The 25,889-nt window shown below is 70.3% G+C and carries 27 protein-coding genes and 2 tRNA genes; 10 read left to right on the top strand and 19 right to left on the bottom strand.

Translation table 11 applies throughout. From position 1 onward, the window contains the following. Window positions 1-43: 43 nt before the first annotated feature. The 5 genes from clpX to HQQ78_RS08755 form a co-directional block, all read right to left on the bottom strand. Complete coding sequence (gene clpX / locus HQQ78_RS08735; RefSeq protein ID WP_043597039.1) at window positions 44-1,324, bottom strand: ATP-dependent Clp protease ATP-binding subunit ClpX; 1,281 nt, start codon at window positions 1,322-1,324, stop codon at window positions 44-46. A 208-nt stretch (window positions 1,325-1,532) separates the two neighbouring features. Then, window positions 1,533-2,198 (bottom strand): ATP-dependent Clp protease proteolytic subunit, encoded by a 666-nt coding sequence (locus tag HQQ78_RS08740; protein ID WP_056048376.1) that lies wholly within the window; start codon window positions 2,196-2,198, stop codon window positions 1,533-1,535. A 40-nt stretch (window positions 2,199-2,238) separates the two neighbouring features. After that, window positions 2,239-2,826: an ATP-dependent Clp protease proteolytic subunit gene (locus HQQ78_RS08745; RefSeq protein WP_043597035.1), complete on the bottom strand. Its 588-nt coding sequence runs from the start codon at window positions 2,824-2,826 to the stop codon at window positions 2,239-2,241. 218 nt (window positions 2,827-3,044) lie between these two features. Beyond that, window positions 3,045-4,370 (bottom strand): trigger factor, encoded by a 1,326-nt coding sequence (gene tig, locus HQQ78_RS08750; RefSeq protein WP_056048379.1) that lies wholly within the window; start codon window positions 4,368-4,370, stop codon window positions 3,045-3,047. A 62-nt stretch (window positions 4,371-4,432) separates the two neighbouring features. Further along, a tRNA-Pro gene (locus HQQ78_RS08755) sits at window positions 4,433-4,505 on the bottom strand. Window positions 4,506-4,657: 152 nt separating this feature from the next. Between HQQ78_RS08755 and HQQ78_RS08760 the strand changes: the two genes are divergently transcribed. Together HQQ78_RS08760 and HQQ78_RS08765 are read left to right on the top strand one after the other, a co-directional pair. After that, window positions 4,658-4,728 (top strand) — tRNA-Gly (locus tag HQQ78_RS08760). 221 nt (window positions 4,729-4,949) lie between these two features. After that, window positions 4,950-5,744 carry an SGNH/GDSL hydrolase family protein gene (locus tag HQQ78_RS08765; RefSeq protein ID WP_173152522.1) on the top strand — a complete coding sequence of 265 codons (795 nt, stop codon included), beginning with the start codon at window positions 4,950-4,952 and terminating at the stop codon, window positions 5,742-5,744. A 66-nt stretch (window positions 5,745-5,810) separates the two neighbouring features. Here the strand turns inward: HQQ78_RS08765 and HQQ78_RS08770 are convergent, their stop codons facing one another. Next, entirely contained in the window at window positions 5,811-6,479 is a 669-nt protein-coding gene (locus HQQ78_RS08770; RefSeq protein ID WP_056048385.1) for a response regulator transcription factor, read from the bottom strand. Then, the gene (locus HQQ78_RS08775) at window positions 6,476-8,017 is read right to left on the bottom strand and encodes a sensor histidine kinase (RefSeq protein WP_173152526.1); all 1,542 of its coding nucleotides are present in this window, start codon (window positions 8,015-8,017) and stop codon (window positions 6,476-6,478) included. The genes HQQ78_RS08770 and HQQ78_RS08775 overlap by 4 nt, the downstream gene beginning before the upstream one ends. Window positions 8,018-8,203: 186 nt before the next feature. Here HQQ78_RS08775 and HQQ78_RS08780 point away from each other — a divergent pair, with 186 nt between their 5' ends. Beyond that, window positions 8,204-8,692: a Dps family protein gene (locus HQQ78_RS08780; protein ID WP_043597026.1), complete on the top strand. Its 489-nt coding sequence runs from the start codon at window positions 8,204-8,206 to the stop codon at window positions 8,690-8,692. Between the two features lie 77 nt (window positions 8,693-8,769). On the opposite strand, the gene HQQ78_RS08785 is transcribed toward HQQ78_RS08780, so the two are convergent. The 5 genes from HQQ78_RS08785 to HQQ78_RS08805 form a co-directional block, all read right to left on the bottom strand. Then, entirely contained in the window at window positions 8,770-10,278 is a 1,509-nt protein-coding gene (locus tag HQQ78_RS08785; protein ID WP_173152529.1) for an amidohydrolase, read from the bottom strand. Then, a complete protein-coding gene (locus HQQ78_RS08790; RefSeq protein WP_123571864.1) occupies window positions 10,275-10,898 on the bottom strand; it encodes an FMN-binding negative transcriptional regulator in 624 nt (207 codons plus the stop codon). The genes HQQ78_RS08785 and HQQ78_RS08790 overlap by 4 nt, the downstream gene beginning before the upstream one ends. 4 nt (window positions 10,899-10,902) lie before the next feature. Continuing rightward, entirely contained in the window at window positions 10,903-11,877 is a 975-nt protein-coding gene (locus HQQ78_RS08795) for a DNA-formamidopyrimidine glycosylase family protein (RefSeq protein ID WP_173152533.1), read from the bottom strand. A gap of 106 nt (window positions 11,878-11,983) precedes the next feature. Then, window positions 11,984-12,469: a ribose-5-phosphate isomerase gene (locus HQQ78_RS08800; RefSeq protein ID WP_043597130.1), complete on the bottom strand. Its 486-nt coding sequence runs from the start codon at window positions 12,467-12,469 to the stop codon at window positions 11,984-11,986. A 21-nt stretch (window positions 12,470-12,490) separates the two neighbouring features. Beyond that, a complete protein-coding gene (locus HQQ78_RS08805) occupies window positions 12,491-13,117 on the bottom strand; it encodes a DsbA family protein (RefSeq protein ID WP_173152547.1) in 627 nt (208 codons plus the stop codon). A 93-nt stretch (window positions 13,118-13,210) separates the two neighbouring features. Between HQQ78_RS08805 and pepN the strand changes: the two genes are divergently transcribed. The 3 genes from pepN to HQQ78_RS08820 all read left to right on the top strand — a co-directional run bounded on the left by pepN (window position 13,211) and on the right by HQQ78_RS08820 (window position 17,363). Then, window positions 13,211-15,751, top strand: coding sequence for an aminopeptidase N (pepN, locus tag HQQ78_RS08810; protein ID WP_173152549.1), 2,541 nt, complete (start codon window positions 13,211-13,213; stop codon window positions 15,749-15,751). Between the two features lie 128 nt (window positions 15,752-15,879). Continuing rightward, entirely contained in the window at window positions 15,880-16,881 is a 1,002-nt protein-coding gene (locus tag HQQ78_RS08815) for a mechanosensitive ion channel family protein (protein ID WP_056048409.1), read from the top strand. Continuing rightward, on the top strand, window positions 16,878-17,363 hold the full coding sequence (locus HQQ78_RS08820) for a globin (RefSeq protein ID WP_173152551.1): 486 nt from the start codon (window positions 16,878-16,880) through the stop codon (window positions 17,361-17,363). Before HQQ78_RS08815 ends, HQQ78_RS08820 begins: the two co-directional genes overlap by 4 nt. 66 nt (window positions 17,364-17,429) lie before the next feature. On the opposite strand, the gene HQQ78_RS08825 is transcribed toward HQQ78_RS08820, so the two are convergent. Further along, window positions 17,430-18,101, bottom strand: coding sequence for a hypothetical protein (locus HQQ78_RS08825; protein ID WP_056048412.1), 672 nt, complete (start codon window positions 18,099-18,101; stop codon window positions 17,430-17,432). Between the two features lie 21 nt (window positions 18,102-18,122). Between HQQ78_RS08825 and HQQ78_RS08830 the strand changes: the two genes are divergently transcribed. Then, on the top strand, window positions 18,123-18,992 hold the full coding sequence (locus HQQ78_RS08830) for an acyl-CoA thioesterase II (RefSeq protein ID WP_236557022.1): 870 nt from the start codon (window positions 18,123-18,125) through the stop codon (window positions 18,990-18,992). Window positions 18,993-19,008: 16 nt separating this feature from the next. Here HQQ78_RS08830 and HQQ78_RS08835 read toward each other — a convergent pair whose 3' ends face one another. The 6 genes from HQQ78_RS08835 to msrA form a co-directional block, all read right to left on the bottom strand. Next, a complete protein-coding gene (locus tag HQQ78_RS08835) occupies window positions 19,009-19,482 on the bottom strand; it encodes a thioesterase family protein (protein ID WP_056048417.1) in 474 nt (157 codons plus the stop codon). Window positions 19,483-19,498: 16 nt separating this feature from the next. Continuing rightward, a complete protein-coding gene (ettA, locus tag HQQ78_RS08840) occupies window positions 19,499-21,184 on the bottom strand; it encodes an energy-dependent translational throttle protein EttA (RefSeq protein ID WP_056048420.1) in 1,686 nt (561 codons plus the stop codon). A 37-nt stretch (window positions 21,185-21,221) separates the two neighbouring features. Then, window positions 21,222-21,683 (bottom strand): hypothetical protein, encoded by a 462-nt coding sequence (locus HQQ78_RS08845; protein ID WP_173152553.1) that lies wholly within the window; start codon window positions 21,681-21,683, stop codon window positions 21,222-21,224. A gap of 100 nt (window positions 21,684-21,783) precedes the next feature. Continuing rightward, window positions 21,784-22,386 carry a single-stranded DNA-binding protein gene (gene ssb / locus HQQ78_RS08850; RefSeq protein ID WP_173152563.1) on the bottom strand — a complete coding sequence of 201 codons (603 nt, stop codon included), beginning with the start codon at window positions 22,384-22,386 and terminating at the stop codon, window positions 21,784-21,786. Between the two features lie 122 nt (window positions 22,387-22,508). Then, window positions 22,509-22,724, bottom strand: coding sequence for a hypothetical protein (locus HQQ78_RS08855; RefSeq protein WP_056048425.1), 216 nt, complete (start codon window positions 22,722-22,724; stop codon window positions 22,509-22,511). A 55-nt stretch (window positions 22,725-22,779) separates the two neighbouring features. Beyond that, on the bottom strand, window positions 22,780-23,307 hold the full coding sequence (gene msrA, locus HQQ78_RS08860; RefSeq protein WP_173152565.1) for a peptide-methionine (S)-S-oxide reductase MsrA: 528 nt from the start codon (window positions 23,305-23,307) through the stop codon (window positions 22,780-22,782). Between the two features lie 47 nt (window positions 23,308-23,354). Here msrA and HQQ78_RS08865 point away from each other — a divergent pair, with 47 nt between their 5' ends. The 3 genes from HQQ78_RS08865 (at window position 23,355) to HQQ78_RS08875 (ending at window position 25,798) form a co-directional block, all read left to right on the top strand. Further along, on the top strand, window positions 23,355-24,374 hold the full coding sequence (locus HQQ78_RS08865) for an aldo/keto reductase (protein WP_173152568.1): 1,020 nt from the start codon (window positions 23,355-23,357) through the stop codon (window positions 24,372-24,374). Window positions 24,375-24,532: 158 nt separating this feature from the next. Next, the gene (locus HQQ78_RS08870; protein WP_233568527.1) at window positions 24,533-24,829 is read left to right on the top strand and encodes a hypothetical protein; all 297 of its coding nucleotides are present in this window, start codon (window positions 24,533-24,535) and stop codon (window positions 24,827-24,829) included. A 102-nt stretch (window positions 24,830-24,931) separates the two neighbouring features. After that, window positions 24,932-25,798, top strand: a complete 867-nt coding sequence (locus HQQ78_RS08875; RefSeq protein WP_173152571.1) for a hypothetical protein — start codon at window positions 24,932-24,934, stop codon at window positions 25,796-25,798. Window positions 25,799-25,889: the final 91 nt, after the last annotated feature.

Here is a 25,889-nt window from a genome sequence, read left to right on the forward strand (position 1 = left end):
AGAACGCCCCGGCCGAACCGGCCGGGGCGTTCTGACGTCGCTGCTAGGCGGACTTCTCGGTGCGCTGCTCGACGAGGCGCGGCACGATCGTGGGCGCGGCGTTCTCGAGCACCGACGCCCGCGTGATGACGACGCGCCCGACGGTGTCGTCGGACGGGACGTCGAACATGATCGGCCCGAGGACCTCTTCGAGGATGGCGCGGAGACCACGGGCACCGGTCTGGCGCAGGACGGCCAGGTCGGCGATCGCCTCGAGGGCGCCGCGATCGAACTCGAGCTCGACCCCGTCGATCTCGAACATGCGCTGGTACTGCCGCACGAGGGCGTTCTTGGGCTCGGTGAGGATCTGCATCAAGGCCGGCTGGTCGAGCTGCGTCACCGTGGTCACCACGGGCAGACGGCCGATGAACTCGGGGATCAGACCGAACTTGTGCAGGTCTTCGGGCAGGACCTCGCTGAAGAGGGCCGCCTCGTCCTCTTTGCTGTGCAGCGGGGCGCCGAAGCCGATGCCGCGCTTGCCGGCGCGGTTCGAGATGATGTCCTCGAGTCCGGCGAACGCCCCGGCGACGATGAACAGCACGTTGGTCGTGTCGACCTGGATGAATTCTTGGTGGGGGTGCTTGCGGCCACCCTGCGGCGGCACCGAGGCCACGGTGCCCTCGAGAATCTTGAGCAGTGCCTGTTGCACGCCCTCGCCCGAGACGTCTCGCGTGATGGACGGGTTCTCGGCCTTGCGGGCGATCTTGTCGATCTCGTCGATGTAGATGATGCCGGTCTCGGCCCGCTTGACGTCGTAGTCGGCAGCCTGGATCAGCTTGAGCAGGATGTTCTCGACGTCTTCGCCGACGTAACCCGCCTCGGTCAGGGCCGTGGCGTCGGCGACGGCGAACGGCACGTTGAGTCGCTTGGCGAGGGTCTGGGCCAGGTAGGTCTTGCCGCAGCCGGTCGGGCCGATCAAGAGGATGTTCGACTTCGAGATCTCGACCTCGTCGGCCAGCGACTCGGCGGCCGTGAGGGTGGAGGCGGCACGGATCCGCTTGTAGTGGTTGTAGACGGCCACGGACAGCGCACGCTTCGCGGCGTCCTGACCGATCACGTACTCTTCGAGGAACGAGTAGATCTCGCGGGGCTTGGGCAGGTCGAACTCGCTCGCGGGTTCGTCGCCGGCCTCGGCGAGGCGCTCTTCGATGATCTCGTTGCAGAGCTCGACGCATTCGTCGCAGATGTAGACGCCGGGACCGGCGATCAGCTGCTGGACCTGCTTCTGGCTCTTGCCGCAGAACGAGCATTTGAGCAGATCGGCACTCTCACCTATGCGCGCCATGCTCGGCCTCCCTGATTGGCTGAGGTCATCGACCGGGACCGGTCGTCGTGTGGGACGAGCCTAACCCGATCCGCCGACACTCACGGACCGACCCGGGGGGTTCGAGCACATCCGCGGTGGTGGCGGACGGACGCCGGGGCATCCGTCCGCCCGTCGACACGACGACGGCCCCGGGCGGGTGCCCGGGGCCGTCGTCGTCGTGCCGTGATCAGCGCGTGAGCGCCGCCGGCTGGTTCTTGCGCGAACCGAGGACCTGGTCGACGAGACCGTAGTCGAGGGCCTCCTGCGCACCGAGGATGTTGTCGCGCTCGATGTCGCGGTTCACCTGCTCGGGCGTCTTGTTCGAGTGCTTCGACAGGGTCTCTTCGAGCCAGGTGCGCATGCGGAGCACCTCGGCGGCCTGGATCTCGATGTCCGAGGCCTGGCCGCCGCTACTACCACCGGTCGCGGGCTGGTGGATCAGCACGCGGGCGTTGGGCAGGGCGAGTCGCTTGCCGGGCTGACCCGCGGCGAGCAGGACGGCCGCGGCCGAGGCGGCCTGACCGAGGCAGACCGTCTGGATCTCGGGACGGATGTACTGCATCGTGTCGTAGATGGCCGTCATGGCCGTGAACGAGCCACCGGGCGAGTTGATGTACAGCGTGATGTCGCGGTCGGGGTCCATGCTCTCGAGCACGAGCAGCTGGGCCATGATGTCGTCGGCCGAGGCGTCGTCGACCTGCACGCCGAGGAAGACGATGCGGTCTTCGAACAGCTTCGCGTACGGGTCCTGACGCTTGTAGCCGTAGGCCGTCCGCTCTTCGAAGCTGGGCAGAATGTACCGGGAGCTGGGGGTCTGCACTCGACCCGCGCCACCCATCATCGGGAGTTCCATGAGTTCTTCTCTTTCTCGTTCTGACGAAGGGGCGGAGGGCCTAGGCCTGGTCGGTGCCGGCGCCGCCGACGACGTCGGTGGCCGAGCCGCGGATGTGGTCGACGAAGCCGTACTCGAGGGCCTCCTCGGCGGTGAACCAGCGGTCGCGGTCGCCGTCTTCGTTGATCTGCTCGACGGTCTTGCCCGTCTGTGCGGCCGTGATCTCGGCCAGTCGACGCTTCATCGAGAGGATGAGCTGCGCCTGCGTCTGGATGTCCGACGAGGTGCCGCCGAACCCGCCGTGCGGCTGGTGCAGCAGGACGCGCGCGTTCGGCGTGATGTAGCGCTTGCCCTTGGTGCCCGCCGTCAGGAGCAGCTGGCCCATCGACGCGGCCATGCCGATGCCGACGGTGACGATGTCGTTCGGCACGAACTCCATGGCGTCGTAGATCGCCATGCCCGCCGTGATCGACCCGCCGGGCGAGTTGATGTAGAGGTAGATGTCCTTCTCGCTGTCTTCCGCAGCGAGCAGCAGCAGTTTCGCGGCGATCTCGTTGGCGTTCTCGTCGCGGACCTCAGAGCCGAGCCAGATGATCCGGTCTTTGAGCAGTCGGTCAAAAACACTGTTGGGCAGTGTCACGTCGGCCATGGTGGAGCTCCCATTCGTTGTCGCTTGTCGTCGAATCTATCGGAGCCAACGCACGGGTTCCGGGCTGTTCGCCCACGGCAGATACCGCGCCTCCCCGGCCCCGTCGGGGGCCCGTCCACGAGCCCGGGAGGCGCGGTGCCGGGAACGACGGAGGGCCGGGTGCGCACTCGCACCCGGCCCTCTCGGACGTGACGGGTCAGCCGACCCGCCGCTCTCGCTTACGCGTGGTCGTGACCCGCGTGGTCGTCGTCGTCGCCGCCGACGCCGGCGGTCGCCGTGAAGGCGGACAGGTCGACCGAGTCGCCCTTGCCGTCGACGACCTTGGCCTTGCTGAGCACGACCGCGAGGGCCTTGCTGCGGGCGACCTCGCCGACCATGGCGGGGATCTGGCCGTTCTGGTCGAGGACCTTGATGAACTCGCCGGGCTCCATGCCGTACTGCGCCGCACCCTGGATGAGGTACTGCGTCAGTTCGTCCTGCTCGACCTTGACCGCCTCTTTCTCGGCGATGGCGTCGAGGAGGATCTGGTTGCGGAAGGCCTTCTCGCTGCTCTCCTTCACCTCGGCGCGGTGCTCGTCGTCCTCGAGGCGGTTCTCCTGCTCGAGGTGACGGTGCACCTCGTCCTCGACGAGCTTCTCGGGGACGGGGATCTCGACGGCCTCGAGCAGCTTCTCGACGACCTGGTCGCGTGCCTGGGCACCCTGACCGAAGGTCTTCGACTTGGCGAGCTGCTCTTTCAGGTCGCCCTTGAGCTCGTCGATCGTGTCGAACTGGCTGGCGATCTGGGCGAAGTCGTCGTCGGCCTCGGGCAGCTCGCGCTCCTTGACGGCCGTGACGTCGACGGCGATGAGGGCGGTCTCGCCCTCGCGGTCCCCGCCGAGCAGCTTCGACTCGAAGGTGGTGCTCTCACCGGCGGTGAGGGACTCGAGGGCCTCGTCGATGCCCTCGATCAGCTCGCCCGAGCCGAGCTCGTACGAGATGCCCTTGGCGGTGTCGACGACGTCGTCGCCGATGGTGGCCGTCAGGTCGATCTGCGCGAAGTCACCCGTGGTCGCGGGGCGGTCGACGGTGACCAGCGTACCGAAACGGGTACGCAGGTTCGTCAGCTCTTCGGCGATCTCGTCGTCGGTGATGTCGACCGTGTCGACCGTCAGCTCGAGGCCGTCGTATTCGGGCAGGTCGAAGTCGGGACGCACGTCGACCTCGACGGCGATCTTCAGGTCGCCAGAGAAGTCCTTGACGTTCGGCCACTCGACCACGTCGGCCTCGGGACGGCCGAGGACGCGGATCTCGGTCTCGGTCACGGCCTCGCGGTAGAACTTGTCGAGGCTCTCGCTGACGGCGTGGTTCAACACCTCTTCACGACCGACGCGCTGGTCGATGATGGGCGGCGGCACCTTGCCCTTGCGGAACCCGGGGATGTTGACCGACTCGGCGATGTGACCGTAGGCGTGCGTGACGCTGGGCTTGAGCTCGTCGGGGGTGACGACGATGTTGAGCTTGACGCGCGTGGGGCTGAGCTTCTCAACCGTGGTCTGGACCAATGTGGGGCTTCTCCTGTGTTGGTGGCGCTGAACTCACATCCGAGACAGCAGGTAGACGATCGTCGGGGCGACAGGACTCGAACCTGCGATCTTCCGCCCCCAAAACGGACGCGCTAGCCACTACGCTACGCCCCGTGTATCAGCCTGGAACCGGCCGGCACGCGTGAGCCCCGTTGAGGTCGGGTACGTGAAGGCCGCGTCGAGTCTAGCCGACACCGAGGGGCCGTGACTGAGCGACCTCGTCGGATGCCTTATGCTGGTCTCACCCGTGCGGCCCGGCCGCTCACGGGGATGTAGCTCAATGGTAGAGCCTCAGTCTTCCAAACTGATCACGCGGGTTCGATTCCCGTCATCCCCTCTGTGTTTGTTCGACGCCTCCGGCGTCCGGCGCAGGGGCACCTCGAATGAAATCTTCTCCGCGCCTTGCACGCAGGTCGACGCCGGCAGGCGCCTTCGATGAAATGTTCTCCGGGCCTTGCACGCAGGCGTCGGCGCTCTTCAGGGGTCTCTCGGCCAGCTCGGGGGGAAGTCGTGCTGGCGGATGATTTTTCCCGGCGCGACGTGACCCAAGATGGCCACATGAGACGCGCGACGTTCGCACGGGTCGCGCTGGTCGGTGCGGTCGTGGCCACCCTGGCGGCCGGGTGCGCCGCCCCACCGACCGAGGCGACCAGCGCCTCCGGGTCCGGGTCCGGGTCCGGGTCCGGGTCCGGCGCGATCGCGCAGGCCGCGGCCGGGCCCGGCGTGGCCGTGGCACCCACCTCGGGCGGGGTGCGGGTCGCGATCGTCGGCGACTCGCTCACGGCCGGCGGAGGTCGCCTGCTGAGCGAGGGGCTCACCGCCGACACCTGGATGACCTACGCCCAGGGCGACGGCGTCGACTACGTCGGCGGCTACGCGAAGGGCGGCTCGACCGTGCAGGAACAGGCCGCCGCGGTGCGCCCCGTCGCCGACGTCGACGTCCTGGTGCTGATGTCGGGCACCAACGACGTGCGCCTCGGCACGAGCTTCGCCGAGTCCGCCTCGTCGTACGACGCCATCGTCGACACGATCCGGCCGGAGCACGTCGTCGTGGCCGCGATCCCGCCCTACGACCGTGCACCCCGGGCCGCGGCCCGGTACGAGGCACAGCTCGAACGCTACGTCGCCGACAAGGGCTGGACCTTCACCGACCCCTGGGGGTTCGCGCGGGCGGGCGACGTCTTCGCCGCCGGCACGACCGTCGACGGCATCCACCCCACGACGGCCGGGTACGAAGCCGTCGGCCACGCCTTGCGCGACGTCGTCCTCGACGTCGCCGGCGCCCGGGTCGTCGCCCCCCAGGCGGACTCCCCCGCCGACCCGGCCGACACCCCTCCGGGCACGACCAGCTGACGACGCCCGTCCTCGACCTCGGCCGCCCGGTCAGGGGCGCGATGCCGACGCGGGGGACGCGTCGACTCAGTGCTGCAGGAAGGCCAGCACGGCGAGCACCCGGCGGTGGTCGGTGCCGCTGTCTTCCAGCAGGAGCTTCTGGAAGATCGAGGTGACGTTCTTCTCCACCGCACCCGTTCCGATGACCAGTTCGGCCGCGATGGCGGCGTTCGTGCGCCCCTCGGCCATCAGCGTCAGGACCTCCCGCTCCCGCGGCGTGAGCGCGGCGAGCGGATCGCTGCGACGGCCCAGCAACTGCGAGACGACCTGCGGGTCGAGGACCGTGCCGCCGTCGGACACCCGCCCGAGCGCGTCACGGAACTCGTCGAACGAGGCGATGCGGTCCTTGAGCAGGTAGCCGACCCCGCCCGAGCCCGCTTCGAGCAGGTCGCGGGCGTAGGCCACCTCGACGTACTGCGACAGCAGCAGGATGCCGAGGTCGGGCCGACGGCGTCGCGCCTCGATCGCGGCCCGGACGCCCTCGTCGGTGTGCGTGGGCGGCATGCGGACGTCGAGGACGGCGATGTCGGGACGGACCTCGTCGAGGTCGGCCAGCAAGGCGTCGGCGTCGCCGTACGCCCCCACGACGTCGACCCCGATCTCGTCGAGGAGTCGGACGAGCCCCTCCCGCAGCAGCACCGAGTCGTCGGCGACGACGACGCGGAGGGGCTGACGGGAGGGGCTCTCGAGACTCACGCGTCCAGACTACGGGCGCGGCCCACGGACGACGGTCGCGCGGGCGGCCCCGCCGGCGGGTCGAGCGGCCCGTCGGGCAGCGCGGCGTCGGGCAGCGGCTCGGTCACGGCCGTCGACGAGAACGGCGGCAGCGGCTCGGTCGGCAGCGGCAGCGTCGGGTTGCTCGGCACCTCGATCGTCATCGGGATGCTCACCGTGACGATGGTCGGCCCGCCCTGCGGGCTGCTGATGTCGAGGAAGCCGCCGAGGCCCACCAGGCGCTCCTGCACCCCGGCGAGACCGTGGCCGTCGCGCAGGCCGGCGCCGCCGCGCCCGTCGTCGGTCACGACGAGCTCGAGCAGGGTGCCGATGCCGTCGGGAGCCTGCCTCGTGCGCAGCACGAGGTCGGCGCTGGCCGCCCCGGCGTGCTTGCCCGTGTTCGTCACCAGTTCGGACGCGATGAAGTACGCGTTGCGCTCGATGTCGCTCGGGATCACGACGTGCGCGGGCACCCGGTCGAGCATCGTGGTGGGCACCACCGAGCGGTCGACGAGCGACTCGAGCGCCGCCACGAGGCCCCGGTCCATCAACAACGGAGGCGCGAAACCGCGGGACAGGGCACGCAGCTCCTCGAGGGCCTCGCGGGACTGGACCCGCGCCTCCTCGATGAGGGTCTTGCTCTTCTCGGGGTCGGTGTCGACGGCGCGGGACGCCGCGGCGAGGTCCATCTGCAGACGCACCAGACGCTGTTGCGGTCCGTCGTGGATGTCGCGCTCGAGCCGGCGGAGGGCCGTGCCCTCGGCCGACAGGGCCGCGGTGCGCGAGATCTCGCGGTCGGCGAGCTCGACCTCGAGTTGCTCGCTGCGGAACCCCCCGAGCATGACGGCGGCGATCGCCTGGTGCATGACCACGAACCCGTGCACGACGTAGGGATAGACGAGCACGACGCCCGCGAAGAGCGCGAGGGCGAGGACGACGAGCACCGCGCCTCCGCCGTTGCCGATCGCGGACGCCCAGTTGAAGGTGTCGAACGGCGGCAACGCCTGGAAGACGAGCACGACCCCCAGGACGGCGAGCACCGGGCCGGCCAGGAGACCCACGAGGACGAAGGACGTGAAGCCCGCCACGATCGGGAACACCACGACGCCGTAGAGCAGGTACAGCCAGTGGTGCGGGTTGGCGAAGACCGAGACGGCCCGCGCGAAGCGGTTCGTCGACCGGCCCCACTCGGTGCTCGGCGTCCAGTCGACGGGGCGGATGGGTCGGTCGCTCGCCCACCGCAGGCGGAGCACCTCGAAGGTGCCGAACCACCGGGCGATCCAGAGCGCGCCGAAGACGACGATCGCGAGGAAGACGAGGGTGAACAGCGAGTCGCTCGACCCGCTGACCGTGTGCAGGAACAACGAGGCGGCCACCGTCACGATGACGACGAGGACGGCCGACAGGGCGACGTAGCCGAGTTCACGGGGCAGTTCGCGCCAACGGCGTCGGTAGCCACCGGGGCGGGACGGGGGCGAGAGGTAGGGGTTGGCGGCGGTGATGGTGGTCTCCTGGATCATGCCTTCGAGCCTGGTCCGGACGGGGCGTCCACCCCATGGTGCCAGCGCCCGGACCGCCGGTGGGGTTATCCCCCCTCACGACCCGTGGTGAGGTGAGGCTGGCCTAGGTGAGCCGAGCCTCAGCTTGCTTGCGGAATTCTCCCAGACGTCTAGCGTTGCCTCCATCGTCTAGGAAAGGACCACGTCATGACCGACATCACCCGCACCGTCCCCCAGGGTTCCGTCGACCCCGACGTCGCCGCCGGCGTCGCCCAGTTCCTCAGCCAGATCGTCACCGACATGACGGCCCTGTCGGTCAACGGCAAGCAGGCCCACTGGCACGTGCGCGGCATCGCCTTCGTCGCCGTCCACGAACTCATCGACGTGGTCGTCGACCACGCCCGCGAGTGGGCCGACCTCGCCGCCGAGCGCGTCGTCGCCCTCGGCCTGCCGGTCGACGGTCGCATCGAGACCGTCGCCGCCAAGACGGTCATCCCCCCGACCTCCCCCGGCTTCAACCAGATCGACGTCACCATCGCCGAGCTGGTCGCCCAGATCGACGCGTCGCTGGTCGCCGTCCGCGAGGCCATCGACGAGCTCGGCGAGCTCGACGCCTCGAGCCAGGACGTCGCGATCGAGATCTCGCGGGGCCTCGAGAAGGACCGCTGGTTCCTCGCCGCGCACGTCGCCGGCTGACCTCCTCGCCAGACGGACGAAGGCCGCCACCCTGCACGGGGTGGCGGCCTTCGCCGTGTCGGGTCGGCACCGCCTCGTCAGAGCGTGCGGTGCGTCCACCGACCCGCCAGGACCGTGCCGACGACGGGCATCCGGCGCAGCTGGTCGTCCGACGCGGCGAGCGGATCGACCTCGGTGACCACGAGATCGGCGACGGAGCCGACCTCGACCGTGGCTCGACCGCCCGTCGAGGCGGCGAGCGCCGCCGAGGCGACCAGTCGCTGTTCGGGGTGCCACGCCTCGCGTCCGTCGCGCGAGCGCGAGATCGCCGCGGCCATCGCCACCCAGGGATCGAGCGGGGCGACCGGCGCATCCGAACCGAGCTGCAGGCGGACGCCGGCGGCGACGAGGCTCTCGAAGACGTAGGCCCGCTCGGAGCGGCCCGCCCAGAGCCGGTCGACGACGTCGCGGTCGTCCATGGCGTGTTCGGGCTGCACGCTGGCCACGATGCCGAGGCGCGCGAACCGGTCGACGTCGTGCGCGTCGAGCAGTTGGGCGTGCTCGATGCTCCCGCCGCAGCCGATCAGCTCGAGGGCGTCCAGCGCCTGGGCGTTCGCGGCGTCGCCGATCGCGTGCACGGCCGGCACGAGTCCCGCCGAGGAGGCGCGGCGCAGCCACCCGACGAGTTCGTCGGTCTCGTAGATGCGCACCCCCCGAGCAGCCGGGTCGCCCTCGAGCCCGGGGTACGGGTCGTGGCAGTACGCGGTGCGGGTGCCGAGGGAGCCGTCGGTGATTATCTTGAACGGCCCCATGGTGACGAGGCCCTCGGTGCCCGGGACCACGTCGCCGGTGCGCAGCCCGCGGGCGACGACGGCGTCGAGGTCGCGGGGGTAGACCCCGGGACGGATGCGGAGGCCCCGCGTGCCTTCGGCCACCCGACGTGTCCAGCGGTCGAGCGACAGCGTCATCTCGAGGTCGACGACCCCGACGACCCCCCGGGCGGCGGCCGCGTCGACGGCCTCGGCGACCCACCCGTCGAGCTGGTCGTCCGGTACGACGCTCACCGCGGCGCTGACGTCGAAGGCCGGCTGCTCGCGCAGCAGGCCGGTCGGGTGGTCGGCGTGACCGTGACGGGCCAGGGCGGACGAGTCGAGCCAGACGGAGTGCAGGTCGTTGCTCACGAGGACGACCGCCACGTCACCGGCCACCGAGTCGAGGAGCGCGCGGCTCGGAGCATCGGGCCAGAGGGCGTCCTGGAAGCCGTAGCCGACGAGGGTCCCGCCCGCCTCGACCGGCTGGACGCGCAGGCGCTCCCCCACGATCGAGGCCGCCTCGGCGGCGGACCGTGCCCGCGACAGGTCGAGTCGTCGGCGCACCAACGCCCACTGGTCCATGTGGACGTGGGAGTCCCAGAGGCCCGGGGCGAGCCAGCGGCCGTCGAGGTCGACCACCTCGGCACCGTCGGGAGCGGGACCGGACGCGAGGGCGACGACCCGGCCGCCGTCGAGCAGGACGTCCACGGGAGCGGGTCCGCCGCCGACCAGGCGGGCGCCCGTCAGGAGCGTGCGCCGCGCCTCCTCGGCCCGGGTTCCTGCGCCGACCGTCATCGGTCGCGCACCCGGCGCATCTCGGCGGCGAGCGCCGGCTGCGCGTAGTGCTCGCCGTGCTCGAGCTCGTCCACGATGCGGTCGACGACCTCGGGTGCCTTGTTCTGGCTGAGCTTGGCGCGGGCGTCGAACCGGGTCACGCGCAGCCGGATGCCGACGGTGCCCTTCGCGACCCGGCGAGAGCCCTCGTCGTCGAGGGTGAGGGTCGAGGGCTCGGGCATGACGCGCTCGAAGTGGTCGACGAGCTCGCCCAGCACGCGGAAGTTCTCGTCGTCCGAGAGGATCTCGGGGGTGCCCCAGAGGTGCGCCGTGACGTGGTTCCAGGTGGGGATGATCTGCTCGGCCGGGTACCAGCCGGGCGAGACGTAGCCGTGCGGGCCCTGGACGATCACCATGACCTCGTGCTCGCCCAGTTCGTGCGAGCGCTCGTCCGGACGACCGACGTGGCTGACGAGCACGATGGCCCCCGGGTCCGCGTCGTCCTGCTCGAGCACGACGGGGTAATGCGACGCGACGAGACCAGCCGCCGTGTGCGACACGATCGTCGCCCACGGGTTCTCGTGGATCAGCCTCTTGACCTCGTCGACGTCGGACAGGACGAACGTGGGGGTGTGCCGCATGCGATCAAGTCTGGTCGGTCGGGCACCAGTACAGCTTGCGACCCGCGGCCATCTCCATCACGACGTTCGTCCCGCAGACCCGGCAGGGCAGACCCTCGCGGTGGTAGACCCAGTGCCGGTCGGCCCGGCTGCGCAGGGCCTTGGCGTGCTGGGACTTGGTGAGACCGTCCATGGTCATCATCTGGCCGAGCTCCACGCCGCTCTTGAGCAGCTTCGTCCAGTCCTTGTAGAGGGCTCGCAGCACCTCTTCGGGGACCTGGTTGCCGGGAGTGTGCGGGTCGAGCCGGGCCCGGAACAGCAGCTCGGCCCGGTAGATGTTGCCGATGCCGCTGACCACGCTCTGGTCCATCAGCAAGAGGCCGATAGGGGTGCGCTTCTTGCCCGCGATCGACACGAATCGGTCGGCGCCCTTCTTCGGCGAGTCGACGAGGGGGTCGGGACCGAGCTTGGCGATCGCCAGGTCGACCCCGGCCGCGTCGAGCACCTCGCACTTCGTCGGGCCACGGAGGTCGCCGACCGCGGTGTCGGTCAGCAGCCGCACGCGCACCTGCCCGACGGGCTCGGGCGGGAACGAGTCGATGTCGTCCTCGGTCTTCTCCTGCTCGGCCATGCGCACGCGAGACCGGCGTGGCGCCCCGATGCTGGCCATCGAGTCCTCGCCGTCGTCGTCGGGGGCGTTCTCGGCCTTGCGGGTGGCCGCCCGGCGAGTCCGGGACTCGGCCATCGAATGGCCCGTGGCGATGGCGCCCGCGAAGTCCCACGCGCCATAGAGCCCGAGGTGCACGTGCAGCCACAGGCCGTTGTCGAACTCGAGGAACATCTGCTTGCCGACGGCCTTGGAGTCGACCATCGTGGCGCCGTCGAGCCTCGTCGCCCCGTCGGCGAACCGACCCTGGGGCGAACTCACCCGGACTCGGTGGCCGACGAAGCTCTGCTCGAACTGGTTGGCGATGCGGTGGACGGAATGGCCCTCGGGCACGGCGACACCTCTCTCGGTGGTCGATGGAACGGTCTCGGGCGTGTCGCCGGAGACGACGGAGCGGCGAGGCCCCGGTCGGGGTCCCGCCGCTCTCGACGTTACGTCGTCAGTCGACCGGGTGACCGGCGATGGCGCCCGTGGTCTCGTACTCCCCGACCTGCGCGATGCGGCGCACGTGGCGTTCGTCGTGGCTGAACGGCTCGGCGACGAAGGCGTCGATGAACGCCAGGGCCTCGGCCTCGGTGTGCTGGCGCGCCCCGATCGCGATGACGTTCGCGTCGTTGTGCTGGCGGGCGAGCTTGGCGGTCGAGTCGTTCCAGACCAGGGCGGCACGGACGCCCTCGACCTTGTTCGCGGCGATCTGCTCGCCGTTGCCCGAGCCGCCGAAGACGACGCCCAGCGCCTCGTGGCCGGCACGCTGGTCGCGCACGGTCGCCCGGGCCGCCGCGATGCAGAACGACGGGTAGTCGTCGAGGGGCTCGTAGCTCGTCGGACCGTGGTCGGTCACGTCGTGGCCCGCGTCGGTGAGGTGCTGGATGACGGTCGTGCTGAAGTCGAGGCCGGCGTGATCGGTCGCCACGTGGATGCGCATGGAGACGATCCTACGACCGGCTCAGTCGAAGATCGGCCCGACCGTGCGCGTGCGCTTGATCTCGAAGAAGCCGGGGTACGAGGCCACGGCGACGACTCCGTCCCACAGCCGCAGCGCCTCCTCACCCTTCGGGGCCGGAGAGATGACGGGGCCGAAGAAGGCGACGCCGTCGACCGCGATGACGGGCGTGCCGACGTCCTGGCCGACCCGGCCGATGCCGTCGAAGTGGCTGGCACGCATCTGCTCGTCGTACTCGTCGCCGTCCGCGTACCGCGCGAAGTCGGCGGGCAGTCCGACCTCGGCCACGGCACCGGCGACGACGACGTCGCCGTCCTTCTCGCCCTCGTGGTGGATGCGGGTGCCGAGGGCGTCGTAGAGCGGCTTGACGATCTGCTGACCGTGGAGTTCACCTGCGGCCGTGACGAGCCGCGTGTAGCGCAGCATGCGGGCGAAGTTCGCCTTGTACTCGTCGCTGACGTCGGCGTCCTCGTTGAGGACCGCGAGGCTCATCACGTGGAAGGTGACGTCGAGGTCACGGTGCTTCGCGACCTCGTCGACCCAGCGGCTGGTCATCCAGGCCCAGGGGCACGACGGGTCGAACCAGAAGTCGACGACGGTGTGGGACGCGGGAGCGGGGGTGTCGGTCATGCCCTCAGTCAACACCCCGGCGTCGTACAGCCGGTCTAGGCTTTCAGCGGACCACGAGTCCCCCCTCACCCCCCCCAGACGGATGGAGCCAGAGTGCCCGGAGAGAACCTCACCCGCGTCGAGGCGCAAGAGCGCAAGAACGTCGTCGACGTGCAGTCGTACGAGATCGCCCTCGACCTGACCCGCGGCGACGAGGTGTTCGGCAGCTCGACCACCGTGCGCTTCACCGCCACCCCCGGAGCGTCGACCTTCATCGACGCGCTCACCCGCACCGTGCACTCGGTGACCCTCAACGGCACCGCGCTCGACGTCGACGCGGTCTCCGACGGCGTGCGCATCCAGCTGGCCGAGCTGGCCGCCGAGAACGTGCTCGAGGTCGTCGCCGATGCCGAGTACACCAACACCGGCGAGGGCCTGCACCGGTTCGTCGACCCGGTCGACGGCGAGGTCTACCTCTACTCGCAGTTCGAGGTGCCCGACAGCCGCCGCGTCTTCGCGGTCTTCGAGCAGCCCGACCTCAAGGCGACGTTCCAGTTCACGGTCACCGCACCCACACGCTGGCAGGTCGTCAGCAACCAGCCCACGCCCGAACCCGTCGTCGACGGTGAGACCGGCACCTGGACCTTCTCGCCCACGCCCGTGCTCTCGAGCTACGTCACGGCGATCATCGCCGGCCCGTACGACGTGGTCCGCAGCGACCTCGCCAGTTCCGACGGCCGCACGATCCCGCTCGGCATCTTCACGCGCCGATCCCTCACCGAGTACCTCGACGCCGACTACATCTTCGAGAAGACCCGTCAGGGCTTCGCCTACTACGAAGAGAAGTTCGACTACGCGTACCCCTTCGACAAGTACGACCAGCTCTTCGTGCCCGAGTTCAACGCCGGTGCCATGGAGAACGCGGGTGCCGTCACCTTCGTCGAGACCTACGTCTTCCGCAGCAAGGTGACCGACGCCATCAAGGAACGCCGCGTCGTCACGATCCTCCACGAGCTCGCGCACATGTGGTTCGGCGACCTCGTCACGATGAAGTGGTGGAACGACCTCTGGCTGAACGAGTCGTTCGCCGAGTGGGCCTCGACCATCTCGACCGCCGAGGCGACCGAGTGGACCGAGGCCTGGACCACCTTCCAGGCGATGGAGAAGAGCTGGGCCTACCGCCAGGACCAGCTGCCGTCGACGCACCCCGTCGTCGCCACGATCAACGACCTCGAGGACGTCCAGGTCAACTTCGACGGCATCACCTACGCCAAGGGCGGGTCGGTGCTCAAGCAGCTCGTCGCCTGGGTGGGCATCGACGCCTTCTACGCCGGCGTCGCCGCGTACTTCAAGAAGCACCACCACTCGAACACCGAGCTGAGCGACCTGCTCGTCGAACTCGAGGCCACCTCGGGCCGCGAGCTGACCAGCTGGTCGAAGCTCTGGCTCGAGACCGCGGGCGTCAACACGTTGCGTCCCGAGCTCGAGGTCGACGAGAACGGCGTGATCACCTCGTTCGCCGTGATCCAGGAGGCGGCAGCCGACCACCCCACCATCCGCCCGCACCGCCTCGCCATCGGCCTCTACGCCCTGCAGGGCGACGCCCTGGTCCGCACCGACCGCGTCGAGATCGACGTGGACGGCACCCGTACCGAGGTCCCCGAGCTGGTCGGGCTGAACCGCGGCGACCTCGTGCTGATCAACGACGACGACCTCGCCTACGCGAAGATCCGACTCGACGAGGTGTCGCTCGCCACGGCCATCGCCCACCTCTCGAAGATCTCGAACCCGCTGGCCCGCGCCCTCGTCTGGGGCTCGGTCTGGGACGCGACGCGCGACGCCGAGACCTCGGCCTCGGACTACGTGCGTCTCGTGCTCGACAACATCGCGACCGAGACCGAGTCGACGACGATCCGCACCACGCTCTCACAGCTGCTGCAGACCGCCCGCAGCTACGTCGCCCCCGCGCGCCGCACCTCCACGATCACCGAGGTCGGCGACGGCCTCTGGGCCCTCGCCCAGGGTGCCGAGGCCGGGTCGGACGCCCAGTTCCAGTTCGTCACCTTCTTCGCCGCGATCGCGTCGACCGAGACCCACCGGGAGGCGCTGGCCGGCCTGCTCGACGGATCGCTCGCTCTCAAGGGCCTCACCGTCGACACCGACCTGCGCTGGCAGCTGCTCGAGGGCCTCGTGCTCGTCGGCGGTGCCGGTGAGGCCGAGATCGACGCCGCCCTCGCCGAGGACAACACGGCGAACGGCGCCCAGGCCGCCGCGCGGGCCCGCGCGACGATCGCGACCACCGAGGGCAAGCTCGCCGCCTTCGCGTCGGTCGTCGACAGCGCCGAGCAGCCCAACGCCATCGTCCGGGCGACGACCCTCGGGTTCCAGCACACGAACGACCCGGCGATCCTGCAGCCGCTCGTCGAGCGCTACTTCTCGTCCCTCACCGGCATCTGGGAGTCGCGCAGCTACCACATCGCCGACACCCTCGTCTCGGGGCTGTACCCGGCCGGCCTCGCCGACCAGGCCCTCGTCGACGCGTCGTACGCGTGGCTCGAGGCGAACCCCGAGACGCCGGCCCTGCGCCGCATCGTGAGCGAGAGCGTCGCGGGCGTCGAGCGGGCCCTGCGGGTGCAGGCGGTCGACCAGCAGTAGTCGGGCCCCGGGTCGCGCGACGACCCGACGACCGACCCGGACGGCGGGCCCTCTCACAGGGCCCGCCGTTCCGGCGTCCAGGCACCTCCCGGGTGGGGTTGCGGCGGCGTGCTTGACTTGTCGCTCATATGGACCTTCTCCTCGCTGCCGCCACCGACCCCGCCGCGCCGATCGCCTTCGACTGGGACGCCTTCTGGACGATGTGGCGCGTTCCCATCCGCATCGTGGCGATCCTGCTCGTCGCGGTGCTGTTGCGCGTCGCCCTGCACTTCACCATCCGGCGGGTCGTCGACCAGGTCGTGAACGGAATCAAGCGGAAGCAGAACGTCGACGACACGCAGGCCCTCATGGCCTCGCCGCTGCAGGCCGTCCGGGTCGTCCAGCGCACCCGCACGCTCGGCAGCGTGCTGAACAACGTGGTGACGGTCGTCGTCGCGGGCATCGCGCTCGTGTTGATCCTCGGCGAACTGAACTTCAACGCCGTCGCCATCGTCAGCGCGGCGGGTGTGGTCGGTGCCGGACTCGCATTCGGCGCCCAGAACATCGTCAAGGACATGCTCAACGGCATCTTCATGGTCGCCGAAGACCAGCTGGGGGTGGGCGACGTCGTCGACGTCGGGCCCGCGGCCGGCGTCGTCGAGGCCGTCGGCATCCGCGTCACGCAGATCCGCGACGTGAACGGCGTGCTGTGGTTCGTCCGCAACGGCGAGATCCTGCGCGTGGGCAACATGTCGCAGGGCTGGACGCGCGTGGTCATCGACCTCGCCGTGCCCTACTCCGCCGACGTCGACCAGGTGCAGGACGCCATGTTGAACACCGCGAACGAGCTCGCCGCGATCCCGAAGTGGAGGCGCGCCATCATCGACCAGCCCGAGGTCTGGGGAATCCAGTCGATCGCCGAGGAGCACGTGGTCATCCGCATCGTCGCCAAGACGCGGTCCGCCGACCGTGACAACGTCGACCGGGAGCTGCGGTCCCGTCTCAAGAAGACCCTGGACGCCATGGACATCGTGCTGCCCTCGCTGACGAGCGTCGTCCTCACCGGCTTCGACAGCGCCTCCTCGGTCCAGGGCGCCCGGGCGCCCCGCACGGCGCCGACGCCCCACGTGCCGCGGAGCAAGCGCAAATGACCGACCTCCCGCTGACGCCGCGCCCGTCCACCGCTCAGCCCGTGACTCCCCCGCCGTCGGCCGTGCCGGTCACCGTCCGGCGCGGCCTCGGTGACGACGCCGCCCAGGGCAACTTCTGGCAGCAGATCGGTGGGCGGCCGACCTTCGAGAAGTTGGTCCGCCGCTTCTACGAGGGCGTCCGGACAGACGAGGTGCTCTGGCCGATGTACCCGGAAGCGGATCTCGAGGGCGCGATCCAACGCTTGACGGGGTTCCTCGAGCAGTACTGGGGCGGCCCCACCACCTACAGCCAGGAGCGCGGGCACCCCCGCCTGCGCATGCGGCACATGCCGTTCCGGGTGACGCCCGAGGCACGTGACCACTGGCTGCAGCACATGCGGGTGGCCGTCGACGAACTCGAACTCGCCCCGCTCGACGACGCGATGCTCTGGGGCTACCTGGATCGCGCTGCGCAGGCCATGGTCAACACGTTCGAGCGCTGACCGCCCACCGCCGGGCCGCCCACCGCCGGGCCGCCCGCCTCGGACCGCCCACCGCCGGGCCGATCGTCAGAGCAGGGACGAGCGCCGCTTAACGAGCACGTGGCCCTTGGGCGTCGTGAGGCGGGTCCACGTGCCGGTCTCGAACACCGCGACCTCGTCCTCGCCGTCGAGGAATCCCAGGCTGAGGGCACCGAAGCCGGCTCCGGCGGGAACCCCCTCGGCACCCTCGACGGGGGCCGACCACACGTCGGCTCGCACCCGGTGCACGATCTGCTCACCGGTGCCCGTGGGGATCGCCTCGGCGACGCGGGCGATTCCGGCCTCGGCGGTCGATCGGAGGCGGTCGGCCTCGATCGGGCCGAGTCGCGTCCAGCCCCCGCGTGGCGGCGAGATCGCTGCCCACGTCACGGTGTTGACCGTGGCGGGCACGGACACGGTGACCGCAGCGGTCGGGTCGACGACGTCGTTCTGCAGGCGTACGAGGCGCTCCTTCAGCGACCGGACCGGGACCACGGCGTCGAACTCGGGGCGGTCGTCGAGTTGGAAGGTGCGGAGCCCCAGCACGGTGGGGCTCGAGTCGAGCAGACCCATCGGGTAGAACACGGCGACGTAGACGGCCAGGACACCGGAGCCGGCGATGAGCCGGACCGAGCCGTCCTCCACCCGGCCCGCACGCCCGAGATAGGTCGCGAGATCGCTGAGGGACAGGGAGTCGGGGAGGGTGAATGCGTCGTTCATCGGCCCCCTAAACTACATCGCGTGACCGACGATCCGCTGCAGAGCCTGCTGTCCACCCTCGACCTCTCGCCGGCGGGCAACGTCGGTGGTCAGGACGTCTTCACGGGTGGGTCACAGCCCGAGCCGCTCGGTCGCGTGTTCGGCGGCCAGGTCGCCGCGCAGGCCCTCGTCGCCGCCCAGCGCACCGTCGGGGGCGGACGCGACGTCCACTCGCTGCACTCGTACTTCCTGCGGCCCGGAGACCTCACCATCCCCATCACGTTCACGGTCGACCGCATCCACGACGGCCGGTCGTTCGCGACCCGTCGCACCCAGGCGTCGCAGGACGGCGTGCCGATCTTCTCGATGATCGCGTCCTTCCAGACCCCCGACGAGGGGCTCGACCACCAGGTCGACATGCCCTCCGGTCTTCCCGATCCCGAGGACGTCCCGAGCGACGCCGAGCTGCTGTCCGCGGTCGACAACCCCGTCGCCCAGTCGTGGGCCCGGCGGCCGTTCGACATGCGCCACGTGCCGTCGCCGGTCTTCTTCAGCGTCGAGGGCGACCACGTCGCGCATCAGGCCGTCTGGCTCAAGGCGACCGGCCCACTGCCCGACGACGCCGACCTGCACCGCGCCGCCCTGCTGTACGCGAGCGACTACACCCTCCTCGAACCGATCTACCGCCGTCACGGCGTCGCGTTCGTCACCCCCGGGCTCAAGGCCGCGAGCCTCGACCACGCCATGTGGTGGCACCGTCCCGCCCGCGTCGACGAATGGCTTCTCTACGTGCAAGAGAGCCCCAATGCGGTGGGCGGACGTGGCCTCTCGCTCGGGCGCATCTACGACCGCGCGGGCACTCTCGTGGCGAGCGTCGCACAAGAGGGCATGGTGCGGGTGCCGCGAGGCTGACCCGCCACGTTCCTGGTCAGCGCCGGCGGAAGGCCAGGGGTTCTTCGACGAACGGCGACCAGGCGTCGCGCTCGACGTCGGAGATGCGCCGGGGCTGATTCGTCGCCGAGTCGACCAGCACGATGGTGGTGGCGGCCTTCGTGAACAGCGTCCGGGGCTCGACGCCCTCGGGCGACCAGACCTCGTAGCAGACCTCGAGGCTCGCCCCGCCGAGTCGCCCGACCCAGATCTGCACGTCGAGCGGGGCCCGCAGGTACGGGATGGGGACGAGGTACTCGAGCTCCTGCCGGGCGATGAGCGTCATCGTTGCGGCGTTCGGACTGCCGTCGAGGACGGCGGCCGAGGACCGTTCGTCGATCGCCCCGTCGGCAGACCAGAACGCGTCGATGCGCGCCTCCTCGAGGAGGCGCAGCATCGACGCGTTGTTCACGTGACGGTACCCGTCGAGATCGCTCCAGCGGACTCGGGTCGGCACGTGCAGGCGGGTCATGACGGTGCGGTGCCGGTCAGTCGCGCGTGAGCTTGCGGTACGTGGCCGAACTCGGCTTCGCCGCGTCGGCGCCGAGGCGCTCGACCTTGTTCTCTTCGTACGCCTCGAAGTTGCCCTCGAACCAGTACCAGTTGGGCGTCCCGTCGTCGTTCAGGCCCTCCCACGAGAGGATGTGCGTGGCGATCCGGTCGAGGAACCACCGGTCGTGAGTGATGACCACGGCGCAGCCGGGGAACTCGAGGAGCGCGTTCTCGAGGCTGCCCAGCGTCTCGACGTCGAGGTCGTTGGTGGGCTCGTCGAGCAGGAGGAGGTTGCCGCCCTGCTTGAGCGTCAGCGCCAGGTTGAGGCGGTTGCGCTCACCACCTGACAGCACGCCGGCCTTCTTCTGCTGGTCGGGACCCTTGAAGCCGAACTGCGACACGTAGGCCCGCGACGGGATCTCGGTCTTGCCGACCTGGATGTAGTCGTGCCCCTCGGAGACGACCTCCCACAGGTTCTTGTTGGGGTCGATGCCGCCACGGCTCTGGTCGACGTACGAGATGTCGACCGTCTCGCCGACCTTGAGCTCGCCACCGTCGAGCGGCTCGAGCCCGACGACCGTCTTGAAGAGGGTGGTCTTGCCGACGCCGTTCGGCCCGATGACGCCGACGATGCCGTTGCGGGGCAGCGTGAACGACAGGTCGTCGATGAGCACACGCTCGCCGAACGACTTGTGGAGCTTCTTGGCGTCGATGACCTGTGAGCCGAGACGCGGGCCCACGGGGATCACGATCTCTTCGAAGTCCAAGGTGCGCGTGCGCTCGGCCTCGTTCGCCATCTCTTCGTAGCGCGCCAGACGCGCCTTCGACTTCGCCTGACGACCCTTGGCGTTGCTCCGGACCCACTCGAGCTCGGACGCGAGGCGCTTGGCGAGCTTGGCGTCCTTCTTGCCCTGGACCTGGAGGCGCTCGCCCTTCTTCTCGAGGTAGGTCGAGTAGTTGCCCTCGTAGGGGTAGAGGCGGCCGCGGTCGACCTCGGCGATCCACTCGGCGACGTGGTCGAGGAAGTAACGGTCGTGGGTCACGGCGAGCACGGCGCCGGGGTACTTGCTGAGGTGCTGCTCGAGCCAGAGCACGCTCTCGGCGTCGAGGTGGTTGGTGGGCTCGTCGAGGAGCAGCAGGTCGGGCTTCTGCAGCAGCAGCTTGCACAGCGCGACGCGACGCTTCTCACCACCGGAGAGGTTCGCGACCTCGGCATCGCCCGGAGGCGTGCGGAGGGCCGACATGGCCTGCTCGAGCTGGGAGTCGAGGTCCCAGGCGTCGGCGGCGTCGATCTCTTCTTGGAGGGTGCCCATCTCGGCGAGCAACGCGTCGAAGTCGGCGTCGGGCTCGGCCATGGCGGCCGAGACCTCGTTGAAGCGGTCGAGCTTCTGCTTGATCGGCCCCACGCCCTCTTGCACGTTCTCGAGGACGGTCTTGGTCTCGTCGAGTTCGGGCTCTTGCATCAGGATGCCGACCGAGTAGCCGGGGCTGAGCTTCGCCTCGCCGTTGCTGGGGGTGTCGAGCCCCGCCATGATCTTGAGGATCGTCGACTTGCCGGCGCCGTTCGGCCCCACGACACCGATCTTCGCCCCCGGGATGAACGACATGGTGACGTCGTCGAGGATCAGCTTGTCGCCGACCGCCTTGCGGGCGCGCACCATCGAGTAAATGTATTCGGCCATGACAGCGAGTCTATCGGGCGGGGCCCCGCCCCCGACGTCACCAGTCGATGGCTCGGGTCGACCCGACGAGGCAGGCGCCCGTGCCGAGGACCGGCGCCGTCTGGCTGCTGTAGCCCGCGCCCGAGACCTGCCCGATCAGGCAGTCCTGACCCCAGAGCACCGAGAACTGCACGCTGTCGGCGTCGCGGCCGATCGAGGTCGTGTCGGCGGTGACCTGCATCGTCGACTTGTCGAAGCCTGCGGCGACCAGCGCGTCGACGACGGCGCGCCCACCCGGGCGGGCGTTCGCCGCGACGGTCGCGGCGTTCACCTCGTCGAAGTGGGCCAGCGCCTCGGCCGTCGTGGACGTGGACGAGAACGGCGGGGCGTCCGTCGACGGGGCGACGGACGACGGCGTCGGTGACGGCTCGGGCGACGAGGTGCACCCCACGAGGGGGATCGCCACGGCCAGCACGATCGCGGCGAGCGCCAGGCCGCGTGGAGGTCTCGAACCGGTCACGGGGGCCCTTCGTCGCTGGCGGCGGCCGCGGGTCGGCGAGCCGTGAGGAGTCTACGGCGTGCCGACCCACGGGCCCGGGACACGGGCGTCACCGGGGTGGTCAGAACGGGGCCGCCACCTCGTCCGCGCCGACGGCCGCGGGAGCACCCCAGTCCGCGCCGTCGTCGGGGATCGCCACCCGGTCGGGGTCCGACGACGCATCCGTCGCCGCACCGTCCGAGGGGCCTCCGTGACCGGTTCCGTGGTCCGCCTCCGTCTCGGGTGCCGAGCCGCTCTCGTCGGAGGCGACGGTCGGATCGCCCCCGCCCGCGGCCGAGGAGGAGCCCGCCGTGGCGGACGAAGCGGACGCCACCCGCCGTTCGAAGGTCGACCTGCCCCAGACGAGGTCGTGACCGACCGCGTCCGCGTCGACCTCCACCGTCATGCCGCTGCGCTCGCCCGACTCCCACGCGCGGATGCGGACGCGCCCCGTGACCACGACCCGCTGCCCCTTGCGGAGGCTGGCCAGCACGTTGTCGGCGAGCTGACGGAAGCACGTCACGGTGTACCAGTTGGTCTCGCCGTCGACCCACTCGCCCTTGACGCGGTCGTACCGTCGCTGCGTCGAGGCGAGTCGGAAGCTCGTGATGGAGAGGCCGGTCTGCGTGACGAGGGCCCGGGGGTCGGTCGCGATGATCCCTGTGAGGGTGATGGTGTCTGTCATGACGGGAGTCTCGCGGGGGCGAGGGACCCCCGGGACGGCACCCGCGCCTCCTTGTGGAGAAGGAGGCGCGGGGGCCGCCCGGGGGACGACACGACGACAGGTCGTCCGGGGACGACCGGGCCTCAGTGTTCGTGGAACTCCGGGTAGTCGGCGCCGGGCCCCAGCGCCGCGAACAGGGCGCTCTTGGCCACGGCCAGGCTCGGGTAGACGCCGCCGTCGGCTCCCTTCGCGGACAGGCGCACCGTGAAGCCGCCGTCTGTCCGCAGGATGGTCCCGACCGCGCCTGCCGGGCCCACGGCCACCCAGGTCTGTCGGTGCAAGGTGTTCTGGTCACTCATCGTCGAGCGCCCCTTTCCTCTTTCTCGGTCGGTCACACCGGGCGGCGTGACCCGTCTACGAGGCGAGCACGTACTTCGCGTACGACTTGCGGATCTTGGTGACCTTCGGCAGCGCGACGGCGGTGCAGTAGCCCTGGCCGGGGTTCTTGGCGAAGAAGTCCTGGTGGTGCTCCTCGGCGTCGTACCAGGTGGACAGCGGCTCGATCGTCGTGACGACACCGCCGCCCCAGGCGTCGGAGGCGCGGTCACGGGCCGCCTTGAAGAGCGCCTCCTGGTCGTGGTCGGCGGCGAACATCGCCGAGCGGTACTGGGTGCCGACGTCCGCGCCCTGCCGGTTCAGCTGACGCGGGTCGTGCAGGGTGAAGAAGACGTCGAGGACGACGTCGGCGGGGAGCTTCTCGGGGTCGAAGCCGACCGCGACGGCCTCGGCGTGACCCGTGCGGCCCGTGCACACGTCGTCGTAGCTCGGCCGCTCGGTGTCTCCGCCGGTGTAACCCGAGACCACCTCGGTGATGCCGTCGAGGGTGCGGTAGACCGCGTCGAGGCACCAGAAGCACCCACCGGCCAGAACGAACGTCGTCATGCCCGTGAACCTACTCCCGAGCCGAGGGCCCGCCCTAGGCTGACCGCATGAGATCACCTTTCACGCCCTACGTCGCCGACGACGCACGGTACTCACGACTCGACTACGTCCGTACCGGCCGCAGCGGACTCCGGCTGCCCCGCATCTCCCTCGGCTTCTGGAACAACTTCGGCTCGGACCGGGGCCTCGAGACGCAGCGCGACATCGTGCTGCGCGCGTTCGACCGGGGGGTCACCCACTTCGACCTGGCGAACAACTACGGCCCGCCCTACGGCTCGGCCGAAGAGCAGTTCGGTCGCATCGCCGCGGCGAACCTGCGCCCCTACCGCGACGAGATCGTGGTCTCGTCGAAGGCGGGCTACGACATGACCCCCGGGCCGTACGGCGACGGGGGGTCGCGCAAGTACCTGCTCAACTCGCTCGAGGCCAGCCTCGGGCGGCTCGGCATGGACCACGTCGACATCTTCTACTCGCACCGCCCCGACCCCGAGACCCCGATCGACGAGACGATGGGGGCGCTCGCGACGGCCGTCCGGCAGGGCAAGGCGCTCTACGCCGGCATCTCCAACTACGACCCGGCGCAGACCGAGGCCGCGATCGACGCCCTGGCCGCCGAGGGCGTGCCCCTGCTGATCCACCAGCCGCGGTACAACATGTTCGACCGCCGGCCCGAGCGAGGGCTCTTCGACACCCTCCTGACCCGCGGCGTCGGTTCGATCGTGTTCTCGCCCCTGGCCGGGGGGCTCCTGACGAACCGCTACCTCTCGGGCAGTGCTCCCGCGGGTTCGCGCGCGGCCGAGGGCCGGTGGTTCTCCGAGGACGCCCTCGACGAGACCTACCTCTCCCGCGTCCGCGGCCTGAACGAGATCGCGGAGGCGCGGGGCCAGTCGCTCGCGCAGCTCTCGCTCACCTGGGTGCTGCGCCAACCCGCCGTGACCAGCGCCCTCATCGGCGCCTCGTCGGTGGCCCAGCTGGACGACAGCCTCGACGCACTCGACGGTGCCGAGCTGACCGAGGACGAGCTCGCGGCGATCGAGCCGCTGGCGGTCGACGGCACCGGCCGCTGACCGGACGGCGCGGTGCCGACGGGGCACCGCGCCCTCCAGGCGTCCGACGCGTCCGACGTGTCCGAGGTGTCCGAGGGGTCCGACGTCGATGTCGGTGGTCACCCCTAGCGTCAGGGGTGTTCTCGACAGCATCGGCCGGATGACCTCAGGAGCACCTCATGACCAGCAGCACCCTCGACCACGCGATCGTCCCGCCTGCGCCGCACGCTCACGCACGCGTTCCCCTTCCCTCCCTGCGCTCGACCCGCGGCGGCCTGCAGCTCGTCCAGGTGCACGACGACCTCGCCCGGGTGACCCGTCCCGGTGGCGAGATCGTGGGCTACGTCGAGCGCTTCGACGACCCGCAGGGTGATCGCTACCGCGCCAAGCGGTTCCTGCCCCGTCAGCGTCGGTTCGTCGAGATCGGCGAGTTCTGGAGTCGCGACGACGCCACCGACTGCTTCCGGTTCGCCTGATCCCGACGCCTCCGCCGGAGCACCGTGACGGCGTCTCCGGCGGCGGGCTCGACAGCATGTCGCAGCCGTGCAACCTTCGACCTCGGCTGTAGTGTTCGCCCCATGCAGTGGTGGAACGATCTCGTCGAATGGCTCTCTTCGGACAACGGGTGGCGTGTCGTCACCGATGCGGTGATCCCCTTCGTCGCCATCGTCGTGGCAGGCATCGTCGCAGCCCTCATCGGCCGGGCGAGCACGCGGCGGGTCGTGTCGTTGCACGAGGACGAGGCGAAAGCGGCGGCGGTCGCGGCCCTCGTCTCGGCGGCCCGCAAAGGTGCCGTCTACAGCTCGCTCGGAGTCGAGGAGCGTGCCTATGCCGATCACCTCGGCCACGAAGCCGACGTCCGACTGCGGCTGTCGCCCGCGACCGGCAGCACCCTCGCCGCTGACTGGGCGGCTCACGAACTGGCAGAGATCAAGCGCAACTCGGCGTCCTTCAGCTTCCAGTCCGAGCAGACGCTGGGTGAACTCCGCGACCGCCTCGTCGAGTGGCAGAACCGCCCCGGGCGGGCCAAGAAGCTCTTCCGCGACGATCTCGCCCGCTGGAAGTACGAAGAAGCCGACGTCGACCGAGACACGGCCGCGAAGCAGAAGGCCTGGGAGGCCGAGCAGCGGGCTGCGGCGGCGACCGAGCAGCGTCGTACCGAGGCCTCCGCGCCCTCGGGTGCCGCACCCTCGGCAGCGCTCCGCCCCGCGGCCCTCGACGATGCCCCGGTCCGCGGTGGCGACGAGGCCTACCGGGCACCGACGGCTCCCGCCCCGCTGGCCGGACCGTCACCGGTGTCCGCGCCCGAGGCACCGGCGGTCACGCCGGGCGACGCGAGCCACGACGACACCCGCGACGATGCGATGGACGACGAGCGTTTCGAGCAGCCGGTCAGTGCGAGCCAGGTCCGACGCCGGACGACACCCGAACGCGCGGACGACTGACCCGGCGAACGAACGACCACGCGCCCCCGACCTCGGTCGGGGGCGCGTCGTCGTGTGGGGGGGGTGTCGCGTGGTGCCCCCGGCAGCCAGC

It is taken from the genome of Frigoribacterium sp. VKM Ac-2859, assembly GCF_013204925.1.
Taxonomy (GTDB): Bacteria; Actinomycetota; Actinomycetes; order Actinomycetales; family Microbacteriaceae; genus Frigoribacterium.